The organism is Pseudomonas sp. TE12508, from assembly GCF_056279485.1.
In genome coordinates this window covers 19,885-41,003 of sequence record NZ_JBWCCN010000003.1, presented here as the reverse complement: position 1 = coordinate 41,003, position 21,119 = coordinate 19,885, and the positions used below count along the sequence as shown (strand labels likewise).

The 21,119-nt window shown below is 58.4% G+C and carries 17 protein-coding genes; 1 reads left to right on the top strand and 16 read right to left on the bottom strand.

Features of this window, described 5'->3' with window-relative positions:
• Positions 1 to 23 precede the first annotated feature (23 nt).
• A complete protein-coding gene (locus ACZ9IM_RS04470; protein ID WP_008072678.1) occupies positions 24 to 920 on the top strand; it encodes a LysR substrate-binding domain-containing protein in 897 nt (298 codons plus the stop codon).
• Positions 921 to 1,074: 154 nt separating this feature from the next.
• Here ACZ9IM_RS04470 and ispD read toward each other — a convergent pair whose 3' ends face one another.
• The 16 genes from ispD to rseP all read right to left on the bottom strand — a co-directional run bounded on the left by ispD (position 1,075) and on the right by rseP (position 21,112).
• On the bottom strand, positions 1,075 to 1,782 hold the full coding sequence (gene ispD, locus ACZ9IM_RS04465) for a 2-C-methyl-D-erythritol 4-phosphate cytidylyltransferase (RefSeq protein ID WP_427626117.1): 708 nt from the start codon (positions 1,780 to 1,782) through the stop codon (positions 1,075 to 1,077).
• The gene (ftsB, locus tag ACZ9IM_RS04460; protein WP_007907178.1) at positions 1,779 to 2,057 is read right to left on the bottom strand and encodes a cell division protein FtsB; all 279 of its coding nucleotides are present in this window, start codon (positions 2,055 to 2,057) and stop codon (positions 1,779 to 1,781) included. Before ftsB ends, ispD begins: the two co-directional genes overlap by 4 nt.
• A gap of 171 nt (positions 2,058 to 2,228) precedes the next feature.
• Positions 2,229 to 3,518, bottom strand: coding sequence for a phosphopyruvate hydratase (eno, locus tag ACZ9IM_RS04455; RefSeq protein WP_008072676.1), 1,290 nt, complete (start codon positions 3,516 to 3,518; stop codon positions 2,229 to 2,231).
• A 155-nt stretch (positions 3,519 to 3,673) separates the two neighbouring features.
• The gene (gene kdsA / locus ACZ9IM_RS04450; protein WP_008072675.1) at positions 3,674 to 4,519 is read right to left on the bottom strand and encodes a 3-deoxy-8-phosphooctulonate synthase; all 846 of its coding nucleotides are present in this window, start codon (positions 4,517 to 4,519) and stop codon (positions 3,674 to 3,676) included.
• 5 nt (positions 4,520 to 4,524) lie between these two features.
• A complete protein-coding gene (locus ACZ9IM_RS04445; RefSeq protein ID WP_008072674.1) occupies positions 4,525 to 6,156 on the bottom strand; it encodes a CTP synthase in 1,632 nt (543 codons plus the stop codon).
• Between the two features lie 274 nt (positions 6,157 to 6,430).
• Positions 6,431 to 7,759 carry a tRNA lysidine(34) synthetase TilS gene (gene tilS / locus ACZ9IM_RS04440; protein ID WP_476223452.1) on the bottom strand — a complete coding sequence of 443 codons (1,329 nt, stop codon included), beginning with the start codon at positions 7,757 to 7,759 and terminating at the stop codon, positions 6,431 to 6,433.
• 147 nt (positions 7,760 to 7,906) lie between these two features.
• Complete coding sequence (locus ACZ9IM_RS04435; protein WP_007907168.1) at positions 7,907 to 8,854, bottom strand: acetyl-CoA carboxylase carboxyltransferase subunit alpha; 948 nt, start codon at positions 8,852 to 8,854, stop codon at positions 7,907 to 7,909.
• 152 nt (positions 8,855 to 9,006) lie between these two features.
• Positions 9,007 to 12,528 carry a DNA polymerase III subunit alpha gene (gene dnaE / locus ACZ9IM_RS04430; protein WP_008072672.1) on the bottom strand — a complete coding sequence of 1,174 codons (3,522 nt, stop codon included), beginning with the start codon at positions 12,526 to 12,528 and terminating at the stop codon, positions 9,007 to 9,009.
• 82 nt (positions 12,529 to 12,610) lie between these two features.
• Positions 12,611 to 13,252 (bottom strand): ribonuclease HII, encoded by a 642-nt coding sequence (gene rnhB, locus ACZ9IM_RS04425; protein ID WP_427626120.1) that lies wholly within the window; start codon positions 13,250 to 13,252, stop codon positions 12,611 to 12,613.
• Positions 13,252 to 14,379 (bottom strand): lipid-A-disaccharide synthase, encoded by a 1,128-nt coding sequence (gene lpxB, locus ACZ9IM_RS04420; RefSeq protein WP_008072670.1) that lies wholly within the window; start codon positions 14,377 to 14,379, stop codon positions 13,252 to 13,254. Before lpxB ends, rnhB begins: the two co-directional genes overlap by 1 nt.
• Positions 14,380 to 14,381: 2 nt before the next feature.
• A complete protein-coding gene (lpxA, locus tag ACZ9IM_RS04415; RefSeq protein WP_063342640.1) occupies positions 14,382 to 15,158 on the bottom strand; it encodes an acyl-ACP--UDP-N-acetylglucosamine O-acyltransferase in 777 nt (258 codons plus the stop codon).
• Positions 15,155 to 15,595 (bottom strand): 3-hydroxyacyl-ACP dehydratase FabZ, encoded by a 441-nt coding sequence (gene fabZ / locus ACZ9IM_RS04410; RefSeq protein ID WP_007907157.1) that lies wholly within the window; start codon positions 15,593 to 15,595, stop codon positions 15,155 to 15,157. Before fabZ ends, lpxA begins: the two co-directional genes overlap by 4 nt.
• A gap of 108 nt (positions 15,596 to 15,703) precedes the next feature.
• The gene (gene lpxD, locus ACZ9IM_RS04405; RefSeq protein WP_427626121.1) at positions 15,704 to 16,759 is read right to left on the bottom strand and encodes a UDP-3-O-(3-hydroxymyristoyl)glucosamine N-acyltransferase; all 1,056 of its coding nucleotides are present in this window, start codon (positions 16,757 to 16,759) and stop codon (positions 15,704 to 15,706) included.
• A gap of 3 nt (positions 16,760 to 16,762) precedes the next feature.
• Positions 16,763 to 17,266: an OmpH/Skp family outer membrane protein gene (locus tag ACZ9IM_RS04400; protein WP_007907155.1), complete on the bottom strand. Its 504-nt coding sequence runs from the start codon at positions 17,264 to 17,266 to the stop codon at positions 16,763 to 16,765.
• A 45-nt stretch (positions 17,267 to 17,311) separates the two neighbouring features.
• Entirely contained in the window at positions 17,312 to 19,687 is a 2,376-nt protein-coding gene (gene bamA / locus ACZ9IM_RS04395; protein WP_476223451.1) for an outer membrane protein assembly factor BamA, read from the bottom strand.
• Positions 19,688 to 19,759: 72 nt separating this feature from the next.
• Positions 19,760 to 21,112 (bottom strand): sigma E protease regulator RseP, encoded by a 1,353-nt coding sequence (rseP, locus tag ACZ9IM_RS04390; protein WP_476223450.1) that lies wholly within the window; start codon positions 21,110 to 21,112, stop codon positions 19,760 to 19,762.
• Positions 21,113 to 21,119: the final 7 nt, after the last annotated feature.

Here is a 21,119-nt window from a genome sequence, read left to right as displayed (position 1 = left end):
ATTGCCACACAGGGATAATCCTGATGTCCGAAAACCGCTGGGAAGGCATCGATGAGTTCGTCGCCGTCGCTGAGTGCAGCCAATTCACTGCCGCGGCCGAACGCCTTGGGGTGTCTTCTTCTCATATCAGTCGCCAAATCGTACGGCTGGAAGAGCGCCTGCAAACCCGTTTGCTCTATCGCAGCACCCGCCGAGTCACGCTGACCGAGGCCGGGCAAACCTTTTTGCAACATTGTCAGCGTTTGCAGGACGGTCGCGAAGAAGCCTTGCGCGCTGTCGGCGACCTGACCAGCGAACCCAAGGGCATGCTGCGCATGACCTGTGCCGTGGCCTACGGCGAACGATTCATCGTGCCGCTGGTGACGCGCTTCATGGGGCTGTATCCACAACTGCGCGTCGACATCGAGCTGAGCAATCGCCCGCTCGATCTGGTGCATGAAGGGCTGGACCTGGCCATCCGCCTCGGCCGCTTGCAGGATTCCAGGTTGGTCGCGACGCGCCTGGCACCACGGCGCATGTACCTGTGCGCCTCACCGTCCTACCTGGAACGGTATGGACGCCCACACAGCTTGTCGGAACTGAGTCGTCATAACTGCCTTATTGGCAGTTCGGATATCTGGCAACTGGAACAGAACGGGCGGGAATTTTCCCAGCGAGTACAGGGAAACTGGCGCTGCAACAGTGGGCAGGCAGTGCTGGATGCCGCATTACAAGGGGTTGGGTTGTGTCAGTTACCGGATTACTACGTGCTGGAATACCTGAAAAACGGCGAATTGATTTCGCTGCTGGAAGCCCATCAGCCGCCGAACACCGCCGTGTGGGCGCTTTATCCGCAGCAACGGCATCTGTCGCCGAAGGTGCGCAAGTTGGTGGACTACTTGAAGGAAGGGTTGGCTGAACGGCCGGAGTATCGTGGTTAGACCTGCCAATGCATTCAGCGATAGATTCGTTGACTGGACCACCGCTTTCGCGAGCAAGCCCGCTCCCACATTGGTTCTGTTTCATACCCCAAACACGTAACCGACGGAGATCAAATGTGGGAGCGGGCTTGCTCGCGAAAGGCGCGACTCGGGCTTAGCGACGGTTAGCCCATCGCTGGCGCAACCATTCAAGGTCTTCGGGGCGAGTGACTTTGATGTTATCGGATCGCCCTTCAATCAGGCGCGGCGCCAAACCCGCCCATTCCATGGCCGAAGCTTCATCGGTGATGACAACGTCGGCCACCAGACTATCGGCCAATGCCCGATGCAACGCGCCAAGGCGAAACATCTGCGGCGTATAGGCCTGCCAGATCACGCTGCGATCCACCGTTTCCAGCACGCGCCCATGCTTGTCGACCCGCTTGAGGGTGTCGCGCGCAGGCACCGCCAATAGACCGCCAACCGGATCATCAGCCAGCTCACTGAGCAATTTATCGAGATCATCACGCGCCAGATTCGGTCGTGCAGCATCGTGCACCAACACCCAATCCTCATCGTCAGCGCCTTGGGCATGCAAATGTAGCAAGGCATTGAGTACCGACCCGGAGCGCTCTGCGCCACCTTCGACCCGCTGAATACGCGGATCGCCAGCACATGCCAGGTTCGGCCAGTAAGGATCATCGATAGCAAGACTGACCACCAACCCCTTCAGGGCAGGATGATCGAGGAAACAGCCGAGGCTGTGTTCGAGAATAGTGCGCCCGCCCAGTTGCAAGTATTGCTTGGGACGGTCCGCGGCCATACGGGCACCAACGCCCGCGGCAGGAATCACGGCCCAGAAGGCCGGTAACGAATTCATCATTGGGCCAACTGGTAAAGGGTTTCACCGTCCTTGACCATGCCCAACTCATGACGAGCCCGTTCTTCAACGGTCTCCATGCCCTTTTTCAATTCGCTGACTTCGGCGTCCATCACCCGATTGCGCTCCAGCAACGCCTCGTTCTCGGCGTGTTGATCCGCAATCTGCTGCTTCAGCTCGGCCACTTGCGCCAGACTGCCATTACCCACCCACAGGCGGTACTGCAGGCCGGCCAGCAGCAAGAGCAAGACGAGAAACAACCAATTGGGACTGCGCATCGAATATCAGGTATCCAGTGAAAAAAGACAGCCATGCCATAACTTTGAAGCTTCTGATAGCACGAAGCCTGGAAGAACCAGGCTTGTGCTAATAAGGCATCAGATTAGTGGCAAATTCATCGCTGTCGCGATTTTTCGACACAATCCGGTGTCTTTTTTACTCTTTGCTATTCAGCCGCGAAACTCGCTACGACCGTTGTACTTGGCTTTGCCATTCAACTGCTCTTCGATACGCAGCAGTTGGTTGTACTTGGAAACACGGTCGGAACGGCACAGGGAGCCGGTCTTGATCTGGCCAGCCGCAGTGCCCACAGCCAGGTCGGCAATGGTCGAATCTTCGGTTTCGCCGGAGCGGTGCGAGATGACGGCGGTGTAACCAGCGGCCTTGGCCATCTGGATCGCTTCCAGGGTTTCGGTCAGGGTGCCGATCTGGTTGAACTTGATCAGGATCGAGTTGGCGATCTTTTTATCGATGCCTTCTTTCAGGATCTTGGTGTTGGTTACGAACAGGTCGTCGCCCACCAGCTGAGTCTTCTCGCCGATTTTGTCGGTGAGGATTTTCCAGCCCGCCCAGTCGGACTCGTCCAGACCGTCTTCGATGGAGATGATCGGGTAACGCTCGGTCAGACCTTTCAGGTAATCGGCGAAACCTTCAGCGGTGAACACCTGGCCTTCGCCGGAGAGGTTGTACTTGCCGTCTTCGTAGAATTCGCTGGCCGCGCAGTCCAGGGCCAGGGTCACGTCGGTACCCAGCTTGTAACCAGCGTTGGCCACGGCTTCGGAGATCACTTTCAAAGCGTCTTCGTTGGAGGCCAGGTTCGGCGCGAAACCACCTTCATCACCAACGGCAGTGCTCAGGCCACGAGCCTTCAGTACAGCTTTGAGGTGATGGAAAATCTCGGTGCCCATACGCAGACCTTCCGAGAAAGACTTGGCGCCGACTGGCTGAACCATGAATTCCTGGATGTCGACGTTGTTATCGGCGTGCTCGCCACCGTTGATGATGTTCATCATCGGAACCGGCATCGAGTAAACACCCGGGGTGCCGTTCAGGTTGGCGATGTGAGCGTACAGCGGCAGGTCCTGGTCCTGAGCTGCTGCCTTGGCCGCGGCCAGGGAAACGGCGAGGATCGCGTTGGCGCCCAGGGTCGCTTTGTTTTCGGTGCCGTCCAGCTTGATCATCGCGTGATCCAGCGCTTTCTGGTCGCTTGGGTCTGTACCCAGCAACAGATCGCGGATCGGACCGTTGATGTTGGCGACGGCTTTCAGAACGCCTTTGCCCAAGTAACGGCTCTTGTCGCCATCACGCAGCTCGAGTGCTTCACGCGAGCCAGTGGAAGCACCGGATGGCGCGCAAGCGCTGCCGATGATGCCGTTATCGAGAAGCACATCTGCTTCCACAGTGGGATTGCCACGGGAGTCGAGAACTTCACGACCTTTGATGTCGACGATTTTTGCCATTGTTGTGAACACTCCAAAGTTGACGAAAACGACGCAGCTGAAGGAAATCTTTATCGTCGGCAAGTGACAGACAGGGGGCAGGCTTGCGGACGATAAGGCTCAAGCCCGAGGGCCTGAGCGTTAAACCGTGCAGTACTTTACCGGAGAATCGGGGTTTACGCGGTTTCTACTGTCGGAAAACTTTTAACCAATTCGTCCAGTGCCTTGAGCTGGGCCAGGAAGGGTTCCAGTTTGTCCAGGCGCAAGGCGCAAGGGCCGTCGCATTTGGCGTTGTCCGGGTCCGGGTGCGCTTCGAGGAACAGACCGGCCAGCGACTGGCTCATGCCTGCCTTGGCCAGGTCGGTGACCTGGGCACGACGACCGCCGGCTGAATCGGAGCGACCGCCAGGCATTTGCAGCGCGTGGGTCACGTCGAAGAACACCGGGTATTCGAACTGCTTCATGATGCCGAAGCCAAGCATGTCGACGACCAGGTTGTTGTAGCCGAAGCTCGAACCACGCTCGCAGAGGATCAACTGATCGTTACCGGCTTCTACGCATTTGTTCAGGATGTGTTTCATTTCCTGAGGCGCGAGGAACTGGGCTTTCTTGATGTTGATCACCGCGCCGGTCTTGGCCATAGCGACCACGAGGTCGGTCTGGCGCGACAGGAAGGCCGGCAACTGGATGATGTCGCAGACTTCAGCGACGACCGCGGCCTGATCAGGCTCGTGGACGTCGGTGATGACCGGCACACCAAAGGCTTGCTTGATGTCCTGGAAAATCCGCATGCCCTCTTCCAGGCCGGGGCCACGGTAAGAAGTTACAGAAGAACGGTTCGCCTTGTCGAAACTGGCCTTGAACACGTAAGGGATACCGAGTTTTTCGGTGACCTTTACGTACTCTTCGCAGACCTGCATCGCCATGTCGCGGCTTTCCAGCACGTTCATGCCACCGAACAGCACCATTGGCTTGTCGTTGGCAATTTCGATGTTGCCTACGCGGATGATCTTCTGTGCCATCTGGTTTACGCCTTCTTCTGGTGTTGGGCCAAAGCGGCTTTGACGAAGCCGCTGAACAACGGGTGACCGTCGCGCGGTGTCGAGGTGAACTCAGGGTGGAACTGGCAAGCGACGAACCATGGATGATCCGGTGCTTCGACCACTTCAACCAGCGCGCCATCACCGGAACGACCGGAGATTTTCAGACCGGCCTCGATGATTTGCGGCAGCAGGTTGTTGTTCACTTCGTAGCGATGACGGTGACGCTCGACGATCACGTCCTTTGCATAGCAATCGTGCACCAGGGAGCCTGGCTCAAGCAGGCAATCCTGAGCGCCGAGGCGCATGGTGCCACCCAGATCGGAGGTTTCGGTACGGGTTTCGACTGCGCCGGTGGCATCTTCCCACTCGGTGATCAGACCCACCACCGGGTGACCGCTGGTGCGATCGAACTCGGTGGAGTTGGCGTCTTTCCAGCCCATGACGTTACGAGCGAACTCGATAACGGCCACTTGCATGCCCAGGCAGATACCCAGGTATGGAATCTTGTTTTCACGAGCGTATTGAACGGCAGTGATCTTGCCTTCAACGCCACGCAGACCAAAGCCGCCCGGAACCAGAATCGCGTCGACGCCTTCCAGCAGCGCGGTGCCCTGGTTTTCGATGTCTTCGGAATCGATGTAGCGCAGGTTGACCTTGGTGCGGTTGCTGATGCCGGCGTGACTCATCGCTTCGATCAGCGACTTGTAGGCGTCCAGCAGTTCCATGTACTTGCCGACCATCGCGATGGTGACTTCGTGCTCCGGGTTGAGCTTGGCATCTACCACCGCTTCCCACTCGGACAGATCGGCGCTGTCGCATTGCAAGCCGAAACGCTCGACGACGAAATCATCCAGGCCCTGGGAGTGCAGGATGCCCGGGATCTTGTAGATGGTGTCGGCGTCTTCCAGCGCGATCACCGCACGTTCTTCAACGTTGGTGAACTGGGCGATCTTGCGACGCGAAGAGATGTCGATCGGGTGATCGGAACGGCACACCAGCACGTCTGGCTGCAGGCCAATGGAACGCAGTTCCTTGACCGAGTGCTGCGTCGGCTTGGTTTTGGTTTCGCCAGCAGTGGCGATGTACGGCACCAGCGTCAGGTGCATCAGCATCGCGCGCTTGGCGCCGACTTCGAAACGCAATTGACGGATCGCTTCGAGGAACGGTTGCGATTCGATGTCACCCACGGTGCCACCGATCTCGACCATGGCCACGTCGGCATCGCCGGCGCCCTTGATGATCCGGCGCTTGATTTCGTCGGTGATGTGCGGGATCACCTGAATGGTTGCGCCCAGGTAATCACCACGGCGCTCTTTGCGCAGGACGTGTTCGTAGACACGGCCGGTGGTGAAGTTGTTGTTCTGGGTCATGGTCGTGCGGATGAACCGCTCATAGTGGCCCAGGTCCAGGTCGGTCTCGGCGCCGTCGTGGGTGACGAACACTTCACCGTGCTGGAACGGGCTCATGGTGCCCGGGTCAACGTTGATGTACGGGTCCAGCTTCAGCATGGTGACCTTAAGTCCCCGCGCCTCCAGGATGGCCGCCAATGAAGCCGAGGCAATGCCTTTCCCCAATGAAGAAACAACACCGCCCGTGACGAATATGTAGCGCGTCATGAAAAACCCTAGAAGTCTGCGTTAAAGCGGTCCGAGCCGCCGGGGAAAGCGAAGGAAGGCCGAAGCCCCCGATCACCTGCATTAATCACAGTGCATCTTTCAAAAAAACCGCCGCGTTGGGACAGACCGGTAGATGAAACACCGGAAGGTTGCTCGCTACACATTTTTTGGAATCGCCCAGCAAAGACTGCTTGGTAATCGGCAACTCCTGCGATTCAGGCGAATCCACAGAAGTTGTATCAAGAAGGGAGCGTAGTCTACCGGAAAGCCCCTTTCAGCTCAAACCTTGATCTTCGATCTGCGGCTGCCAATGCAAATGCCAGCCACTTTGCTCACCGCCATTTAGCCCCCGCAGGTTCGCCACCGCCAGCAATTGCGGGCCTCTGTAGACCAGCGGCAATCTGCCACGGGCGAAGCCCGGCACACCGCGTTCGTTGAGTAAACGCTTCAGGTCACGGTGGCCGCGATCGGGCAGGTTCATCACCTCGCCTCCCTCACGATAGCGGATCTGCAGCGGGCCAACGGGGATCTGACCGGTGAACGTGAGTACACCGTTATCCGGCAACGCCAGTGATACCGAGGGATCAGCCCAAGACACCGGGGATGGCGGAGTGCGCAGCCAGCCACCCGACAACCACCAGACACGCCTACCCGCGCGATGCAATTCACCCGCCGCCAGCCGCCAGACCGGACGCGCATCGCCGGTCGCATCACGAAAATTTTCCCAACCCGACCAATGGTCACTGTCCGGCAAAGTCGTCAGCGGTTTGAGCCAATGACTTAGCGCATTGCGCTGACGCGCATCAGACAGTTTTTCCAGTGGTGCCAGCGCCAGCGACGGCAAACCCAGCCAATCGAAATCGCTGACCGTGGTGGCACGGGCCAGATCGATTTGCGCCAATTCGTCGAGCAGTTCTTGCGCTTCGCTCAGATGCGCAGCGCTGCGTGCCATGGTCGCCACCGCTTGCGGCCAGCGCGCAGTCAACACAGGGAACACCTGATGACGCAGATAATTGCGCGAGAACTGGCGGTCCTGGTTCGACGGATCCTCGATCCAGCCCAACTGATATTCAGTCGCGTAGGCCTCAAGCTCGGCACGCGTTACGTCGAGCAACGGCCGCAACAGATGCCCCCGACCCAAAGGACGCTCGCTCGGCATTCCCGACAACCCTCTCACCCCTGCCCCACGCATCAGCCGAAACAACAGGGTTTCCGCCTGATCGTCGCGGTGTTGGCCCGTGAGCAGCACGTCACCGACGTGAGTCGCCGCGATGAAGGCGCCATAACGCGCATCCCGCGCCGCACGCTCAAGGCTGGCGCCGGGTTCAACCTGAACGCGCACGACTTCTAGCGGCACCCCCAACGCATCACAGACCGACTGACAATGTTCCGGCCACGCATCAGCCGCAGTCTGAAGGCCGTGGTGGACATGGATGGCGGTCAGCGTCGGCAGGGATTGGGTTTTTGCGAGATGGGCGAGTAGGTGCAGCAGGACGGTGGAGTCGAGACCACCGGAGAAGGCGATGCGCCAGGTTGTGGCGTTGCGCCACGGTGCAAGTTTCAGCAGGAGTCTGGCAGGCAAATCAATCGTGGGCTGACTCATATCGATCACTTCGCACAAATCAAATGTGGGAGCGGGCTTACTCGCGAAGGCGGCGGAACAGCCAACAAATTCGTTGAATGTTACATCGCTTTCGCGGGCAAGCCCGCTCCCACAGTTTTTTCTATTGTCAGCCGAATCTGCGTCAGATCAGAGACCGTAGCTCATCAGACGCTCGTAACGACGGGCCAACAGCGCCTTGTTATCGAACTTCTTCAACATCGCCAGTTGCGAGCTCAGCTCGGCGCGGATCGAGGCAGCCGCAGCGGCCGGATCACGATGAGCGCCGCCCAATGGCTCGCCGATCACTTTATCGACAATGCCCAGGCCCTTCAGACGCTCGGCAGTAATGCCCATGGCTTCAGCAGCATCCGGAGCCTTCTCGGAAGTTTTCCACAGAATCGAAGCGCAACCTTCCGGCGAAATCACCGCGTAGGTCGAGTACTGCAGCATGTTCAGCTGATCGCAGACGCCGATCGCCAATGCACCACCGGAACCACCTTCACCGATCACGGTGGCAATGATTGGGGTTTTCAGGCGAGCCATGACGCGCAGGTTCCAGGCAATTGCTTCGCTCTGGTTGCGCTCTTCGGCGTCGATGCCTGGGTAAGCACCCGGGGTGTCGATGAAGGTCAGGATCGGCATTTTGAAACGCTCGGCCATTTCCATCAGACGGCACGCCTTGCGGTAGCCCTCCGGACGCGGCATGCCGAAGTTGCGACGAACCTTCTCGCGCACTTCGCGGCCTTTCTGGTGACCGATGATCATCACCGGCTGATCATCCAGACGGGCAACACCACCTACGATGGCAGCGTCGTCGGAGAAGTGACGGTCGCCGTGCAGTTCGTCGAACTCGGTGAAGATGTGTTCGATGTAGTCCAGGGTGTACGGACGTTTCGGGTGACGCGCCAGACGTGCGATCTGCCAGCTGGTCAGCTTGCCGAAGATGTCTTCGGTCAGCGTACTGCTCTTGTCCTGCAGGCGGGAGATCTCATCGCCGATATTCAGCGAATTGTCATTACCGACCAAGCGCAACTCTTCGATCTTGGCTTGCAGGTCGGCGATCGGCTGTTCGAAATCTAGAAAATTCGGGTTCATAGGCGTCCGTCTTGGGTCGACCTTCCAAGAGAGCTTGGGCCGGCCGGTTGTCTATTCGCGCCCTACCTTAAGGGACAGGCGCGTTCAGGTCGAGATTAAAAATTCGGGTCGGGATCAGGCGCGCTCTAATGGTAAAGAATGGCACCTGACCGTCAACGGTATTGGAGGAAGACGTTGTCTCGCCCGAACTGGTCACGCAGGGCTTGAATCAAGGCATCCGCCGGATCGATCCGCCAGGTCTCGCCGAACTGCAACAAGGCCTTCGCATCGGGACTGGTGTACTCCATGGTGATCGGGCACGCGCCGCGGTGGCGCTTGAACAGCTCACCCAGCCAGCGTAGCTGATCGCCCTTCAAATCCTTGGTGTGCAATTTCAGGCGCAGGCTTTCGGCCAGGTTGGTGCGCGCATCTTCCATGCTCATCACGCGCTTGACCCGCAGCCGCAGGCCGCCAGAGAAGTCGTCATTGCTGACTTCGCCTTCGACCACCACCATCGCGTCGGTCTGCAACAGCGACTGCGCGGAGTGGAAGGCGTCGGCGAACAGCGAGGCTTCGATCCGGCCGGAGCGATCGTCGAGGGTAATGAAACCCATCTTGTCGCCCTTTTTGTTCTTCATCACTCTCAGGGCGATGATCATGCCCGCGACTGTCTGGGTATCGCGAGCCGGCTTCAGATCGATGATGCGCTGACGGGCGAAGCGACGGATCTCGCCTTCGTATTCGTCGATCGGGTGACCGGTCAGGTACAGGCCCAGGGTGTCTTTCTCCCCTTTCAGCCGTTCCTTGAGGGTCAGTTCCTTGGCCTTGCGATGATTGGCGTAGACGTCGGCGTCTTCCTCGACGAACAGGCCGCCAAACAGGTCGGCGTGGCCACTATCGTGGGTGCGAGCGGTTTGTTCGGCAGCCTTGATCGCCCCTTCCATCGCGTTCAACAAGACCGCGCGGTTCTGGTCGATGCTGGCTTGATAGGCTTTTGGTTCGTCATGGAAATACGGGCCCAGACGATCCAGCGCGCCGCTGCGGATCAAACCGTCCAGGGTGCGCTTGTTGATCCGCTTGAGATCGACACGGGCGCAGAAATCGAACAGATCCTTGAACGGCCCGTCCTGACGCGCCTCGGTGATCGCTTCCACCGGCCCTTCGCCCACCCCCTTGATTGCGCCGAGGCCATAAATAATGCGGCCTTCGTCATTCACCGTGAACTTGAACTCCGAAGTATTCACATCCGGCGCGTCGAGACGCAGCTTCATGGTGCGAATTTCTTCGATCAAGGTCACGACCTTGTCGGTGTTGTGCATATCCGCCGACAGCACCGCGGCCATGAACGGCGCCGGGTAGTGGGCTTTCAGCCAGGCGGTCTGGTACGACACCAGGCCATACGCGGCGGAGTGGGATTTGTTGAAGCCGTAACCGGCGAACTTTTCTACCAGGTCGAAGATGTTACCGGCCAGGTCGGCGTCAATATTGTTGGTGGCGCAACCTTCAATGAAACCGCCACGTTGCTTGGCCATTTCTTCGGGTTTTTTCTTACCCATGGCTCGACGCAGCATGTCTGCACCGCCAAGGGTGTAACCGGCCATGACCTGAGCAATCTGCATCACCTGTTCCTGATACAGGATGATGCCGTAAGTCGGCGCCAGGACTGGCTTGAGGCCCTCGTACTGGTAATCCGAGTGCGGGTACGCGAGCTCCGCGCGACCGTGCTTACGGTTGATGAAGTCATCCACCATGCCTGATTGCAACGGGCCCGGACGGAACAGGGCCACCAGTGCGATCAAGTCTTCCAGGCAGTCGGGCTTGAGCTTTTTGATCAGCTCTTTCATGCCGCGCGACTCGAGCTGGAACACCGCAGTGGTTTCAGCTTTTTGCAACAGCGTGTAGGTCGGTTTGTCGTCCAGCGGAATGAACGCGATATCCAGCGGCGGCTCGTTGACCTTGGCGCGATCGCGGTTGATGGTTTTCAGCGCCCAGTCGATGACCGTTAGCGTCCGCAGCCCCAGGAAGTCGAACTTAACCAGACCGGCCGCCTCAACGTCATCCTTGTCGAACTGGGTTACCAGGCCATCGCCCGCTTCGTCGCAATAAATCGGCGAGAAGTCGGTCAGCTTGGTCGGCGCGATTACCACACCACCGGCGTGTTTGCCGACGTTACGCACAACGCCTTCAAGCTTGCGCGCCATTTCCCAGATTTCCGCAGCCTCCTCATCGACCTTGATGAAGTCGCGCAGGATTTCTTCCTGCTCGTAGGCTTTTTCCAGGGTCATGCCGACTTCGAACGGAATCATCTTCGACAGACGATCCGCCAAACCGTAGGACTTGCCCTGCACCCGCGCCACGTCACGGACCACGGCTTTCGCCGCCATGGAACCGAAGGTGATGATCTGGCTAACCGCGTTACGGCCGTATTTTTCGGCCACGTAATCGATCACGCGGTCACGGCCGTCCATGCAGAAGTCGACGTCGAAGTCGGGCATGGAAACCCGTTCCGGGTTAAGGAAACGTTCAAACAGCAGGTCATATTCCAGCGGGTCGAGGTCGGTGATCTTCTGCACATAGGCCACCAGCGACCCGGCACCCGACCCACGACCCGGACCTACCGGCACGCCGTTGCTCTTGGCCCACTGGATAAAGTCCATCACGATCAGGAAGTAACCGGGGAAGCCCATCTGGATGATGATATCCAGCTCGAAATTCAACCGGTCGACATAAACCTGACGCTTGGCTTCGTAGTCTTCAGTGGTGTCCTTGGGCAGCAGAACGGTGAGGCGCTCTTCCAGACCGTCGAAGGAAACCTTGCGGAAGTACTCGTCGATGGTCATGCCGTCGGGAATCGGGAAGTTGGGCAGGAAGTGCTTGCCCAGCTTCACGTCGATGTTGCAGCGCTTGGCGATCTCGACGGTGTTTTCCAGCGCCTCGGGCAAGTCGCTGAACAGCTCGGCCATTTCCTCGGCGCTTTTGAGGTATTGCTGATCACTGTAATTCTTCGAACGCCGCGGATCGTCGAGGGCGCGGCCCTCACCGATGCACACGCGGGTTTCGTGGGCTTCGAAGTCTTCCTGCTTGATGAAGCGCACGTCGTTGGTCGCCACCAGCGGCGCGCCGATCTTCGCCGCCAGCGCCACGGCGCCGTGCAGTTGTTCTTCGTCATTGGGGCGGCTGGTGCGCTGGACTTCCAGATAGAAGCGATCCGGGAACACCGCCATCCACTCGCGAGCCAGGGTTTCGGCTTCGTCCGGGTTGCCGCTGAGCATGGCCAGGCCGATCTCGCCCTCTTTCGCCGCCGACAGCATGATCAAGCCTTCGCTGGCTTCAGCCACCCACTCGCGCTCGATGATCACCGACCCATTGCGCTGGCCGTCGATGAAGCCACGGGAGATCAGCTCGGTGAGGTTGCGATAACCCACCGCATTCATCGCCAACAGGCTGATCCGGCTCAAGGAGTTGTCCGGATCCTTGTTCGACAGCCACAGGTCGGCGCCGCAGATCGGCTTGATCCCCGCACCCATGGCAGCTTTATAGAATTTGACCAGGGAACACATGTTGTTCTGGTCAGTGACCGCCACGGCAGGCATGTTCATGCCGACCAGGGTCTTGACCAGCGGTTTGATCCGCACCAGACCGTCGACCAGGGAATATTCAGTGTGCAGGCGTAGATGAACGAATGAAGCCGGCATAGTGATCCTGTCTAGAAACTAGAAACGTGAAGACAACAAGGCCCGGATTGTACCGGGCCTTGAGTAAAACATCAGCCTGCGACTAACTCCCGATCAGGTTTTCCCGCGCTTCATACGCCAAGCGTACCGGGGCGAACGAGCGACGATGGATTGGGGTCGGCCCCAAGCGGGCCAGCGCTTCCAGATGAACGGGTGTCGGGTAGCCTTTATGGCCTCCGATCCCGTAACCCGGATAAATCAGTTCGAATGCCGCCATTTCTCGATCACGGCTGACCTTGGCCAGAATCGATGCCGCGGCAATGGCTGGCACCTTGCCATCACCCTGGATCACCGCTTCGGCGCGCATCGAGAGCTTCGGGCAACGGTTGCCGTCGATCATCGCCAGTTTCGGCTGAATATGCAGCCCCTCGACAGCACGCTGCATGGCCAGCATGGTGGCGTGAAGAATGTTCAGCTCATCGATTTCTTCTACTTCAGCCCGAGCGACATACCAGCTCAGGGCTTTTTCGCAGATTTCGTCGTAAAGCGCTTCGCGACGGGCTTCGGTGAGCTTTTTGGAATCGTTGAGGCCCAGGATGGGGCGGCCCGGATCGAGGATCACTGCCGCCGTCACCACCGCACCGCACAGCGGGCCGCGACCGACTTCATCGACACCCGCCACCAGATCTACAACCTCATCGACCAGCATAAAATCCAGGCCCAGCTGCTTGCTTGCTTTGCTCATTATGCTCTGCCAATCAGGTTCAGTACCGCGTCCGCTGCCTGATTGGAGGCGTCCAAGCGCAGGGTTCGGTGGATTTCGTCAAAGCCTCGGGTCTGCTCCTGGCCACCTTCGATCAGTGGCGACAGGGTCTGGGCCAAGGCCTCAACCGTCGCATCGTCCTGCAACAACTCCGGCACCAGCAGGCGCTGGGCCAGCAGATTCGGCAACGAGACGTAGGGACTCTTCACCATCCGTTTGAGAATCCAGAACGTCAGCGGTGCCAAGCGATAAGCGACCACCATCGGCCGCTTGTACAACAAGGCTTCCAGCGTAGCGGTGCCCGAAGCGATCAACACGGCATCGCAAGCAGCCAGGGCCAGATGGGACTTGCCGTCGAGCAAGGTCAGTGGCAGATCACGACCGGCCAGCAGCTCTTCAAGCTGGGCCCGGCGCTGCGGGCTCGCGCATGGCATGACGAACCGTACGCCCGGGCGCATGGCACGCACGCGCTGGGCGGTGTCGAGGAACAGCGCACCAAGGCGCCCGACCTCACCACCCCGGCTACCCGGCATCAGGGCGACCAGCGGCCCATCCGGCAAGCCAAGTTCGGCCCGCGCTGCGGCGCGATCAGCCTCAAGCGGAATCGCATCGGCCAGGGAATGGCCGACAAACCGCACCGGCACGCCCTTCTCTTCATAAAATTTAGCTTCGAACGGGAACAGCGTCAGCATCAGGTCGCAACCTTCGCGAATCTTCAGCACCCGCTTCTGTCGCCAGGCCCAGACCGACGGGCTGACGTAATGCACGGTCTTGATCCCGGCCTGACGCAGCTTGAGTTCGATATTGAGGTTGAAGTCCGGGGCATCGATACCGATGAACACGTCCGGCTTCTCGGCGATCAGGTCTGCGACCAGTTTCTTGCGACGTGCCAACAGCTCGCGCAAACGGCCCAGCACTTCCACCAGCCCCATGACAGAAAGGCGTTCCATCGGGAAATACGACGTCAAGCCTTCGGCCTGCATCAGCGGACCGCCGACACCGATGAACTCGACCGCCGGATGCTGAACCTTGAGTGCGCGCATGAGGCCCGCACCCAGAATGTCACCGGAAGCCTCTCCCGCCACCAGCGCAATACGCAAATTGGCCATGGTTAACGGGTGATGCCGCGGGTCGAAGACTGGATGGAGTCACGGAACACCGCGACTTCCGGGAACTGCAGCGAGGGTTCGGCCAGCTCGACAAGCGCCTGCTCGACCGTCAGGCCCTGGCGGTAAACCACCTTGTAGGCACGACGCAGCGCGTGAATCGCATCTTCGCTGAAACCGCGACGGCGCAGGCCTTCGAAGTTCATGCTGCGGGCTTCGGCCGGGTTGCCGAAAACCGTGACGTAGGCTGGAACGTCCTTGCCAATGGCAGTACCCATACCGGAAAAGCTGTGGGCGCCAATGTGGCAATACTGGTGAACCAGGGTAAAACCGGACAGGATCGCCCAGTCTTCAACGTGTACATGGCCCGCCAACGCGGTGTTGTTGACCAGGATGCAGTGGTTGCCGATAACGCTGTCGTGACCGATGTGGGCATAGGCCATGATCAGGTTGTGATCGCCCAGGGTCGTTTCCGAACGGTCCTGAATGGTCCCGCGGTGAATCGTCACGCCTTCACGGATGACGTTGTGGTCACCGATGACCAGACGGGTTTCTTCGCCCTTGTATTTCAGATCGGGCGTGTCCTCGCCTACCGAAGAAAACTGGTAGATGCGGTTGTGCTTACCGATTCGGGTCGGGCCCTTGAGAATCACATGCGGCCCGATCACTGTCCCCTCGCCGATTTCCACACCTGCGCCGATGATCGACCAAGGGCCGACTTCGACGTCGTCGGCCAGAATGGCCGTCGGATCGATGATTGCGCGAGGGTCAATCAAACTCATAGTTTGCGTTCCGCGCAGATGATTTCAGCGGAGCAGACTGGCTTGCCATCGACCGAAGCCTGGCATTCGAACTTCCAGATCTGACGCTTGCAGCTCAGGAACTTGGCTTCCAGGATCAACTGATCGCCCGGCAGCACAGGCTGACGGAAGCGCAGTTTGTCGGAGCCGACGAAGTAATAAAGCGTGCCGTCGGCAGGCTTCACGTCGAGCATTTTGAAACCAAGGATCCCGGCAGCCTGAGCCATCGCCTCAATGATCAGTACGCCCGGCATGATTGGATGCGCAGGGAAGTGACCATTGAAGAACGGTTCGTTGATGCTGACATTCTTGTAGGCGCGAATGCGCTTGCCTTCCACATCCAGATCCACGACCCGGTCCACCAGCAGGAACGGGTAACGGTGAGGCAGGTATTCGCGAATCTCGTTGATGTCCATCATTTCGGGGGGAAGCCTATGTAAAGATTGGGAGCGCGCGACTGACGCGCACTCCTCTAGCAAATCAAGGAGGCAGTCTAGCGGCTGTGCACACTTGATATGGAAATGGTATCAGCCATCTGATGAAGCATTACCGCCAGGGGTCACGTCCCCTACACGCTTTTCCAGCTGTCGCAAACGTCGCGCGATGTCATCAAGCTGACGGATACGGGCCGCGCTTTTACGCCATTCGGCTGCCGGTTGCATCGCCGTACCGGAAGAATAGGAACCCGGCTCGGTAATCGAGTGGGTCACCATGGTCATCCCGGTCAGGAAAACGTTGTCGCAAATCTCGATATGTCCCACCAGCCCTACGCCACCGGCGAGCATGCAATGCTTGCCGATTTTGGTGCTGCCGGAGATCCCCACACAGGCGGCCATGGCAGTGTGATCACCGACCTGGACGTTGTGAGCGATCTGAATCTGGTTGTCGAGCTTCACACCATTGCCGATAACGGTATCGGCCAGTGCGCCGCGATCGATAGCGGTATTTACGCCTATTTCCACGTCATCGCCGATCGAGACACCGCCGATCTGGGCGATTTTCTGCCAGACACCTTTCTCGTTGGCAAAACCGAAGCCTTCACCGCCGAGCACGGCACCGGATTGAATCACCACCCGTTTACCGATGCGCACATCGTGATACAGCGTGACGCGCGGGGCCAACCAGCCACCTTCGCCGATTTCGCAGCGCACACCGATGAAGCAATGAGCTCCAACGGTCACACCTGCGCCAATACGCGCTGCACTTTCGATGACCGCAAAGGCACCGATGCTCGCCGCTGGATCGACCACTGCATCCGCTGCCACCACCGCTGTCGGGTGAATACCGGCAGGCGCCTTGGGTTTGGGATCGAACAAGTGGGAAACGCGCGCGTAGGCCAGATACGGATCCGGCACCACCAGTGCATCACCGGCAAAACCTTCTGCGTCAGCGGCCTTCAGCAATACGGCTGCGGCCCGACTGTCAGCCAGGTATTTACGGTATTGAGGATTTGCCAGAAAGCTCAACTGAGCTGGGCCAGCCTCTTGCAAAGTGGCTAGCCCAGTAATTGCTTTCTTCGGGTCGCCACGCAAGGTGGCGCCGAGGAACTCGGCCAACTGGCCGAGCTTTATAGTCGCTGTCATGGGTTACTTCAGCTGATTCATGCGCTCGATAACCTGGCGAGTGATGTCGTACTGAGGCTTGACATCAATCACTGCGCCACGCTCGAAGACCAGGTCAAAGGCACCTTTCTTGATGACTTCTTCCACAGCGCTGTCCAGTTTCGGCTTGAGCTGCTTCAGCATTTCACGGTCGGCAACGGCTTTGGCTTCGTTCAATTCCTTGGACTGGAACTGGAAATCACGGGCCTTTTGCTTGAACTCGAGTTCCAGACGTTCGCGCTCGCCTTGCTGCATCTTGTCGCCACCGGCCATCAGACGGTCCTGAATACCCTTGGCGCTGCTTTCCAGGCTCTTGAGCTTGGTCAGTTGCGGGCCAAACTTCTTCTCGGCATCCACGGCGTATTTTTTCGCCGCGTCAGATTCCAGCAGTGCCATCTGATAATTCAGTACGGCAATTTTCATATCGGCAAAAGCCGGTCCTGCAACCAGTACGGTCGCCAGGAGAACCAATTGAGTCAACTTACGCACGATGCACTCCTACAAAATCCATTGTCGTTATCTTGGGTCAGATGCTTAGAACGTCTGGCCGAGGGAGAATTGGAACACTTGAGTTTCAGCGTCATCCGGTTTCTTGACCGGCATCGCCAGTGCGAAGCTCAGAGGACCGAGCGCGGTAACCCATGTCACGCCGATACCAACGGAACTGGCCATGTTGCTCAGGCTAATGTCGTTGCACTGCGTATTGGACTTCGAACCGTCAGCGTTCCTGGTCTCTTTGCACGTCGAGTCGAACACGTTACCCACGTCCCAGAATACCGAAGTACGCAGGGAACGCTGATCCTTGACGAACGGTAGAGGGAACAGAACCTCAACACCGCCCTGGATCAGGACATTACCACCGAATGGCAGTGGATCCTGGTCAGGATCTCGAGACGTACCCGGGTTAGTGCCCTGGCTTGGCGTACTGCGAGGACCAAGGGTACTGTCCTTGAAGCCACGAACCGAGTTGAAACCACCAGCATAGTAGTTTTCATAGAACGGCAGGCCGTCGGTCGAACCGTAACCATCGCCGTAACCCAGTTCAGTGTGCAGGCGCATGGTGTAGTTTTCAGTCAATGGCTGGAACAACTGGCCACGGTAATCAAGTTTGAAGAACGACAAGTCGCTGCCAGGGGTGGTGGCTTCCAGAGTCAGGCTCTGGGAACGACCACGGGTCGCCAATACACCTTTGTTCAGCGTGGACTCGGACCAACCGGCCGAGGCCTTGAAGTTCAGGTAATTGTCGCCTTCCTGATTAACGAAGTCGAAAATCTCATCAACCGTGTATCGGCCAGTCTTGATCTTGTCCTGTTGCGCGGTCAGGCCGAAGGTCAGGCGCGAAGTCTCACTGATCGGGTAGCCGACGCTCACGCCCGCACCCAGGCTGTCTACGGCATAGCTGGCCACGTCGACGTCGAGGTCGTCATAGTCGGTGGTGCGATAGAAAGCGTTGTAACCCAGGCTCACACCGTCAGCAGTCCAGTACGGGTCGACATAACCGAAGTTATAGCGGCTCTGGTATTCACTGCGGGTCAAACCGACGCTGACCTTGTTACCGGTACCCAGGAAGTTGTTCTGGGTGATCGAACCACCAAGGATCAGACCGGCACTCTGGGCGAAACCGACGCTGGCGGTAATCGAGCCGGACGCCTGCTCTTCAACGCTGTAGTTCACATCAACCTGGTCATCGACACCGGGCACGGCCGGCGTCTCGACGTTGACTTCCTTGAAGAAGCCCAGACGTTCCAGACGGGTCTTGGATTGATCGATCAGGTAAGTCGAAGCCCAACCGCCTTCCATCTGACGCATTTCACGACGCAGCACTTCGTCTTCGGACTTGGTGTTGCCACGGAAGTTGATACGGTTCACATAAGCACGCTTGCCCGGATCGACAGCGAACGTGATATCGACCGTGTGATCGTCATCGTGAGGCTGAGGCACGCCGTTGACGTTAGCGAAGGTGTAACCCTCGTTACCCAAGCGACGGGTGATCAGTTCAGACGTGGTGGTCATCAGCTTGCGCGAGAACACCTGGCCTTTCTGAACCAGCAGCAGGGACTTGATCTGGTCTTCAGGGACTTTCAGGTCACCGCTGAGCTTGACGTCACGAACGGTGTACTTCTCGCCTTCGTTGACGTTGACGGTGATGTAGACGTGTTTCTTGTCCGGGGTGATGGACACCTGGGTCGAAGCGATATCCATATTGATATAGCCGCGATCCAGATAGTAGGAGCGCAGACGCTCCAGGTCACCGGAGAGTTTTTCACGAGCGTACTTGTCGTCATTCTTGAAGAACGACAACCAGTTGCTGGTCTTGAGTTCGAACAGGTCGATGAGGTCTTCATCAGGGAAAACAGTGTTACCCACCACGTTGATGTGCTGGATAGCTGCAACGGTGCCTTCGTTGATATTGACCTTCAGGCCCACGCGGTTACGCGGCTGTGGCACCACTTCGGTATCGACGGTAGCGGAGTAGCGGCCCTGAGCGACGTACTGACGCTGCAGCTCGTTACGCACACCTTCAAGGGTGGCGCGCTGGAAGATCTCGCCTTCGGCCAGACCGGATTGTTTGAGGCCCTTCATCAGGTCTTCAGTGGAGATCGCCTTGTTGCCTTCGATCTCGATACTGGCGACCGACGGACGCTCGACTACAGTGATGACGAGGACGTTGCCATCGCGACCCAGCTGGATATCTTGAAAGAACCCGGTTTTGAACAACGCACGAGTGGATTCCACCAGGCGACGATCATCCGCCTGTTCGCCGACGTTCAACGGCAAGGCACCAAAGACGCTACCCGCGGAGACCCGCTGTAGGCCATTGACGCGAATATCAGAGATAGTGAAGGACTCGGCGTGAACTTCGGCGATCATCAATACGGTGAGAACCGCAGTTAGCAGCAGACGTTTCATGAAGTCCTTTCTTATTCCAACTGGCAATAAAAACTGCCGCAAAATGCGGCAGATTCGCAATTCAGCGAAGCGTTACAGTCGGCCCAGATCATTAACCAGAGCAAGTAACATCACCCCGACCACCAAACTGATACCGATCTGTATCCCCCAACCTTGCACCCGATCCGACAAGGGACGACCACGCGCCCACTCGATCAGATAAAACAACAAATGCCCCCCATCCAGTACAGGAATGGGCAACAAATTCAGAACCCCAAGACTAATACTCAGATAAGCAAGGAAATTCAGGAAATCAGCGACGCCCGACTGGGCAGAAGCGCCCGCCACTTTAGCAATGGTTATCGGTCCACTCAAGTTTTTTACCGAGAGCTCACCGAACAACATTTTCTTGAGCGAATCGAGGGTCAGTACACTCATGGTCCAAGTGCGTCGGGCACCCTCGCCAATCGCAGCCACCGGACCGTAACTGACTTCGCGAATCATCTCTGGTGGCCAATCGACCGCTTTCACCCCGGCGCCCAGATAACCACTGGGCGATTTACTCTCGCCGCGAGCGGCCAACGTCACAGGGACGTCGATTTGAGCACCATCGCGCTCGACGCGCAGCATGATTTTGGTATCCGGATGCATACGGACGATGTCGACTACCTGCTGCCAGTCGTCCAGCGCCTTGCCATCAAGGGCCAACAAGCGGTCACCCGTTTTCAGGCCGGCAGCCTTAGCCGGCCCTTTCGGATCAAATTCGGCCAGGACGGGTGGCAACGCCGGACGCCAAGGACGAATGCCCAGCGAGCGAATCGGATCTGGCTCCTCAGCCCCCTTGAGCCACTTGTCCAGCACCAGCTCACGGGGCGAGTCCACCGTGGAGCCCTGTTCGCGGACCAGCAATTGAAGGGAACCGCTCTCACCCAAGCGACGGATCAGTTGCAGATTCACCGCAGCCCAGCCGGAGGTTGGCTCGCCATCGATGGCCATGATTTCCTGGCCCGGGCTCAAACCTGCCTTGGAGGCAATACTGCCAGACTCTACCGCGCCGATAACCGGCCGCACCTGCTCGCTGCCCAGCATTGCCAATGCCCAGAAAAACACCATTGCCAATAGAAAGTTGGCGATCGGGCCGGCCGCGACGATGGCGATGCGCTGACGGACAGATTTGCGATTGAAGGATTGATCGACCTGCTCGGCCGGGACCTCGCCTTCGCGCTCGTCGAGCATCTTCACGTAGCCACCCAACGGGATGGCGGCGATTACGAACTCAGTGCCTTTGCTGTCGTGCCAGCGCAACAACGGCATGCCAAAGCCCACGGAGAAACGCAGCACTTTGACCCCACAGCGACGTGCGACCCAGAAATGGCCGAACTCGTGGAAGGTGACCAGCACACCCAGCGCTACCAGGGTGCCGACAATCATATAGAGCGCGCTCATGTACTTT

Excerpts from the sequence above, each read along its gene's own strand:
- rnhB (WP_427626120.1), bottom strand. The coding sequence starts at position 13,252 with ATGAGCAAAGCAAGCAAGCAGCTGGGCCTGGATTTTATGCTGGTCGAT.
- ACZ9IM_RS04445 (WP_008072674.1), bottom strand. The coding sequence starts at position 6,156 with ATGACGCGCTACATATTCGTCACGGGCGGTGTTGTTTCTTCATTGGGG.
- lpxD (WP_427626121.1), bottom strand. The coding sequence starts at position 16,759 with ATGACAGCGACTATAAAGCTCGGCCAGTTGGCCGAGTTCCTCGGCGCC.
- eno (WP_008072676.1), bottom strand. The coding sequence starts at position 3,518 with ATGGCAAAAATCGTCGACATCAAAGGTCGTGAAGTTCTCGACTCCCGT.
- ACZ9IM_RS04470 (WP_008072678.1), top strand. The coding sequence starts at position 24 with ATGTCCGAAAACCGCTGGGAAGGCATCGATGAGTTCGTCGCCGTCGCT.
- ftsB (WP_007907178.1), bottom strand. The coding sequence starts at position 2,057 with ATGCGCAGTCCCAATTGGTTGTTTCTCGTCTTGCTCTTGCTGCTGGCC.
- kdsA (WP_008072675.1), bottom strand. The coding sequence starts at position 4,519 with ATGGCACAGAAGATCATCCGCGTAGGCAACATCGAAATTGCCAACGAC.
- lpxB (WP_008072670.1), bottom strand. The coding sequence starts at position 14,379 with ATGGCCAATTTGCGTATTGCGCTGGTGGCGGGAGAGGCTTCCGGTGAC.
- fabZ (WP_007907157.1), bottom strand. The coding sequence starts at position 15,595 with ATGATGGACATCAACGAGATTCGCGAATACCTGCCTCACCGTTACCCG.
- rseP (WP_476223450.1), bottom strand. The coding sequence starts at position 21,112 with ATGAGCGCGCTCTATATGATTGTCGGCACCCTGGTAGCGCTGGGTGTG.
- tilS (WP_476223452.1), bottom strand. The coding sequence starts at position 7,759 with ATGAGTCAGCCCACGATTGATTTGCCTGCCAGACTCCTGCTGAAACTT.
- ispD (WP_427626117.1), bottom strand. The coding sequence starts at position 1,782 with ATGATGAATTCGTTACCGGCCTTCTGGGCCGTGATTCCTGCCGCGGGC.
- bamA (WP_476223451.1), bottom strand. The coding sequence starts at position 19,687 with ATGAAACGTCTGCTGCTAACTGCGGTTCTCACCGTATTGATGATCGCC.
- lpxA (WP_063342640.1), bottom strand. The coding sequence starts at position 15,158 with ATGAGTTTGATTGACCCTCGCGCAATCATCGATCCGACGGCCATTCTG.
- ACZ9IM_RS04435 (WP_007907168.1), bottom strand. The coding sequence starts at position 8,854 with ATGAACCCGAATTTTCTAGATTTCGAACAGCCGATCGCCGACCTGCAA.
- dnaE (WP_008072672.1), bottom strand. The coding sequence starts at position 12,528 with ATGCCGGCTTCATTCGTTCATCTACGCCTGCACACTGAATATTCCCTG.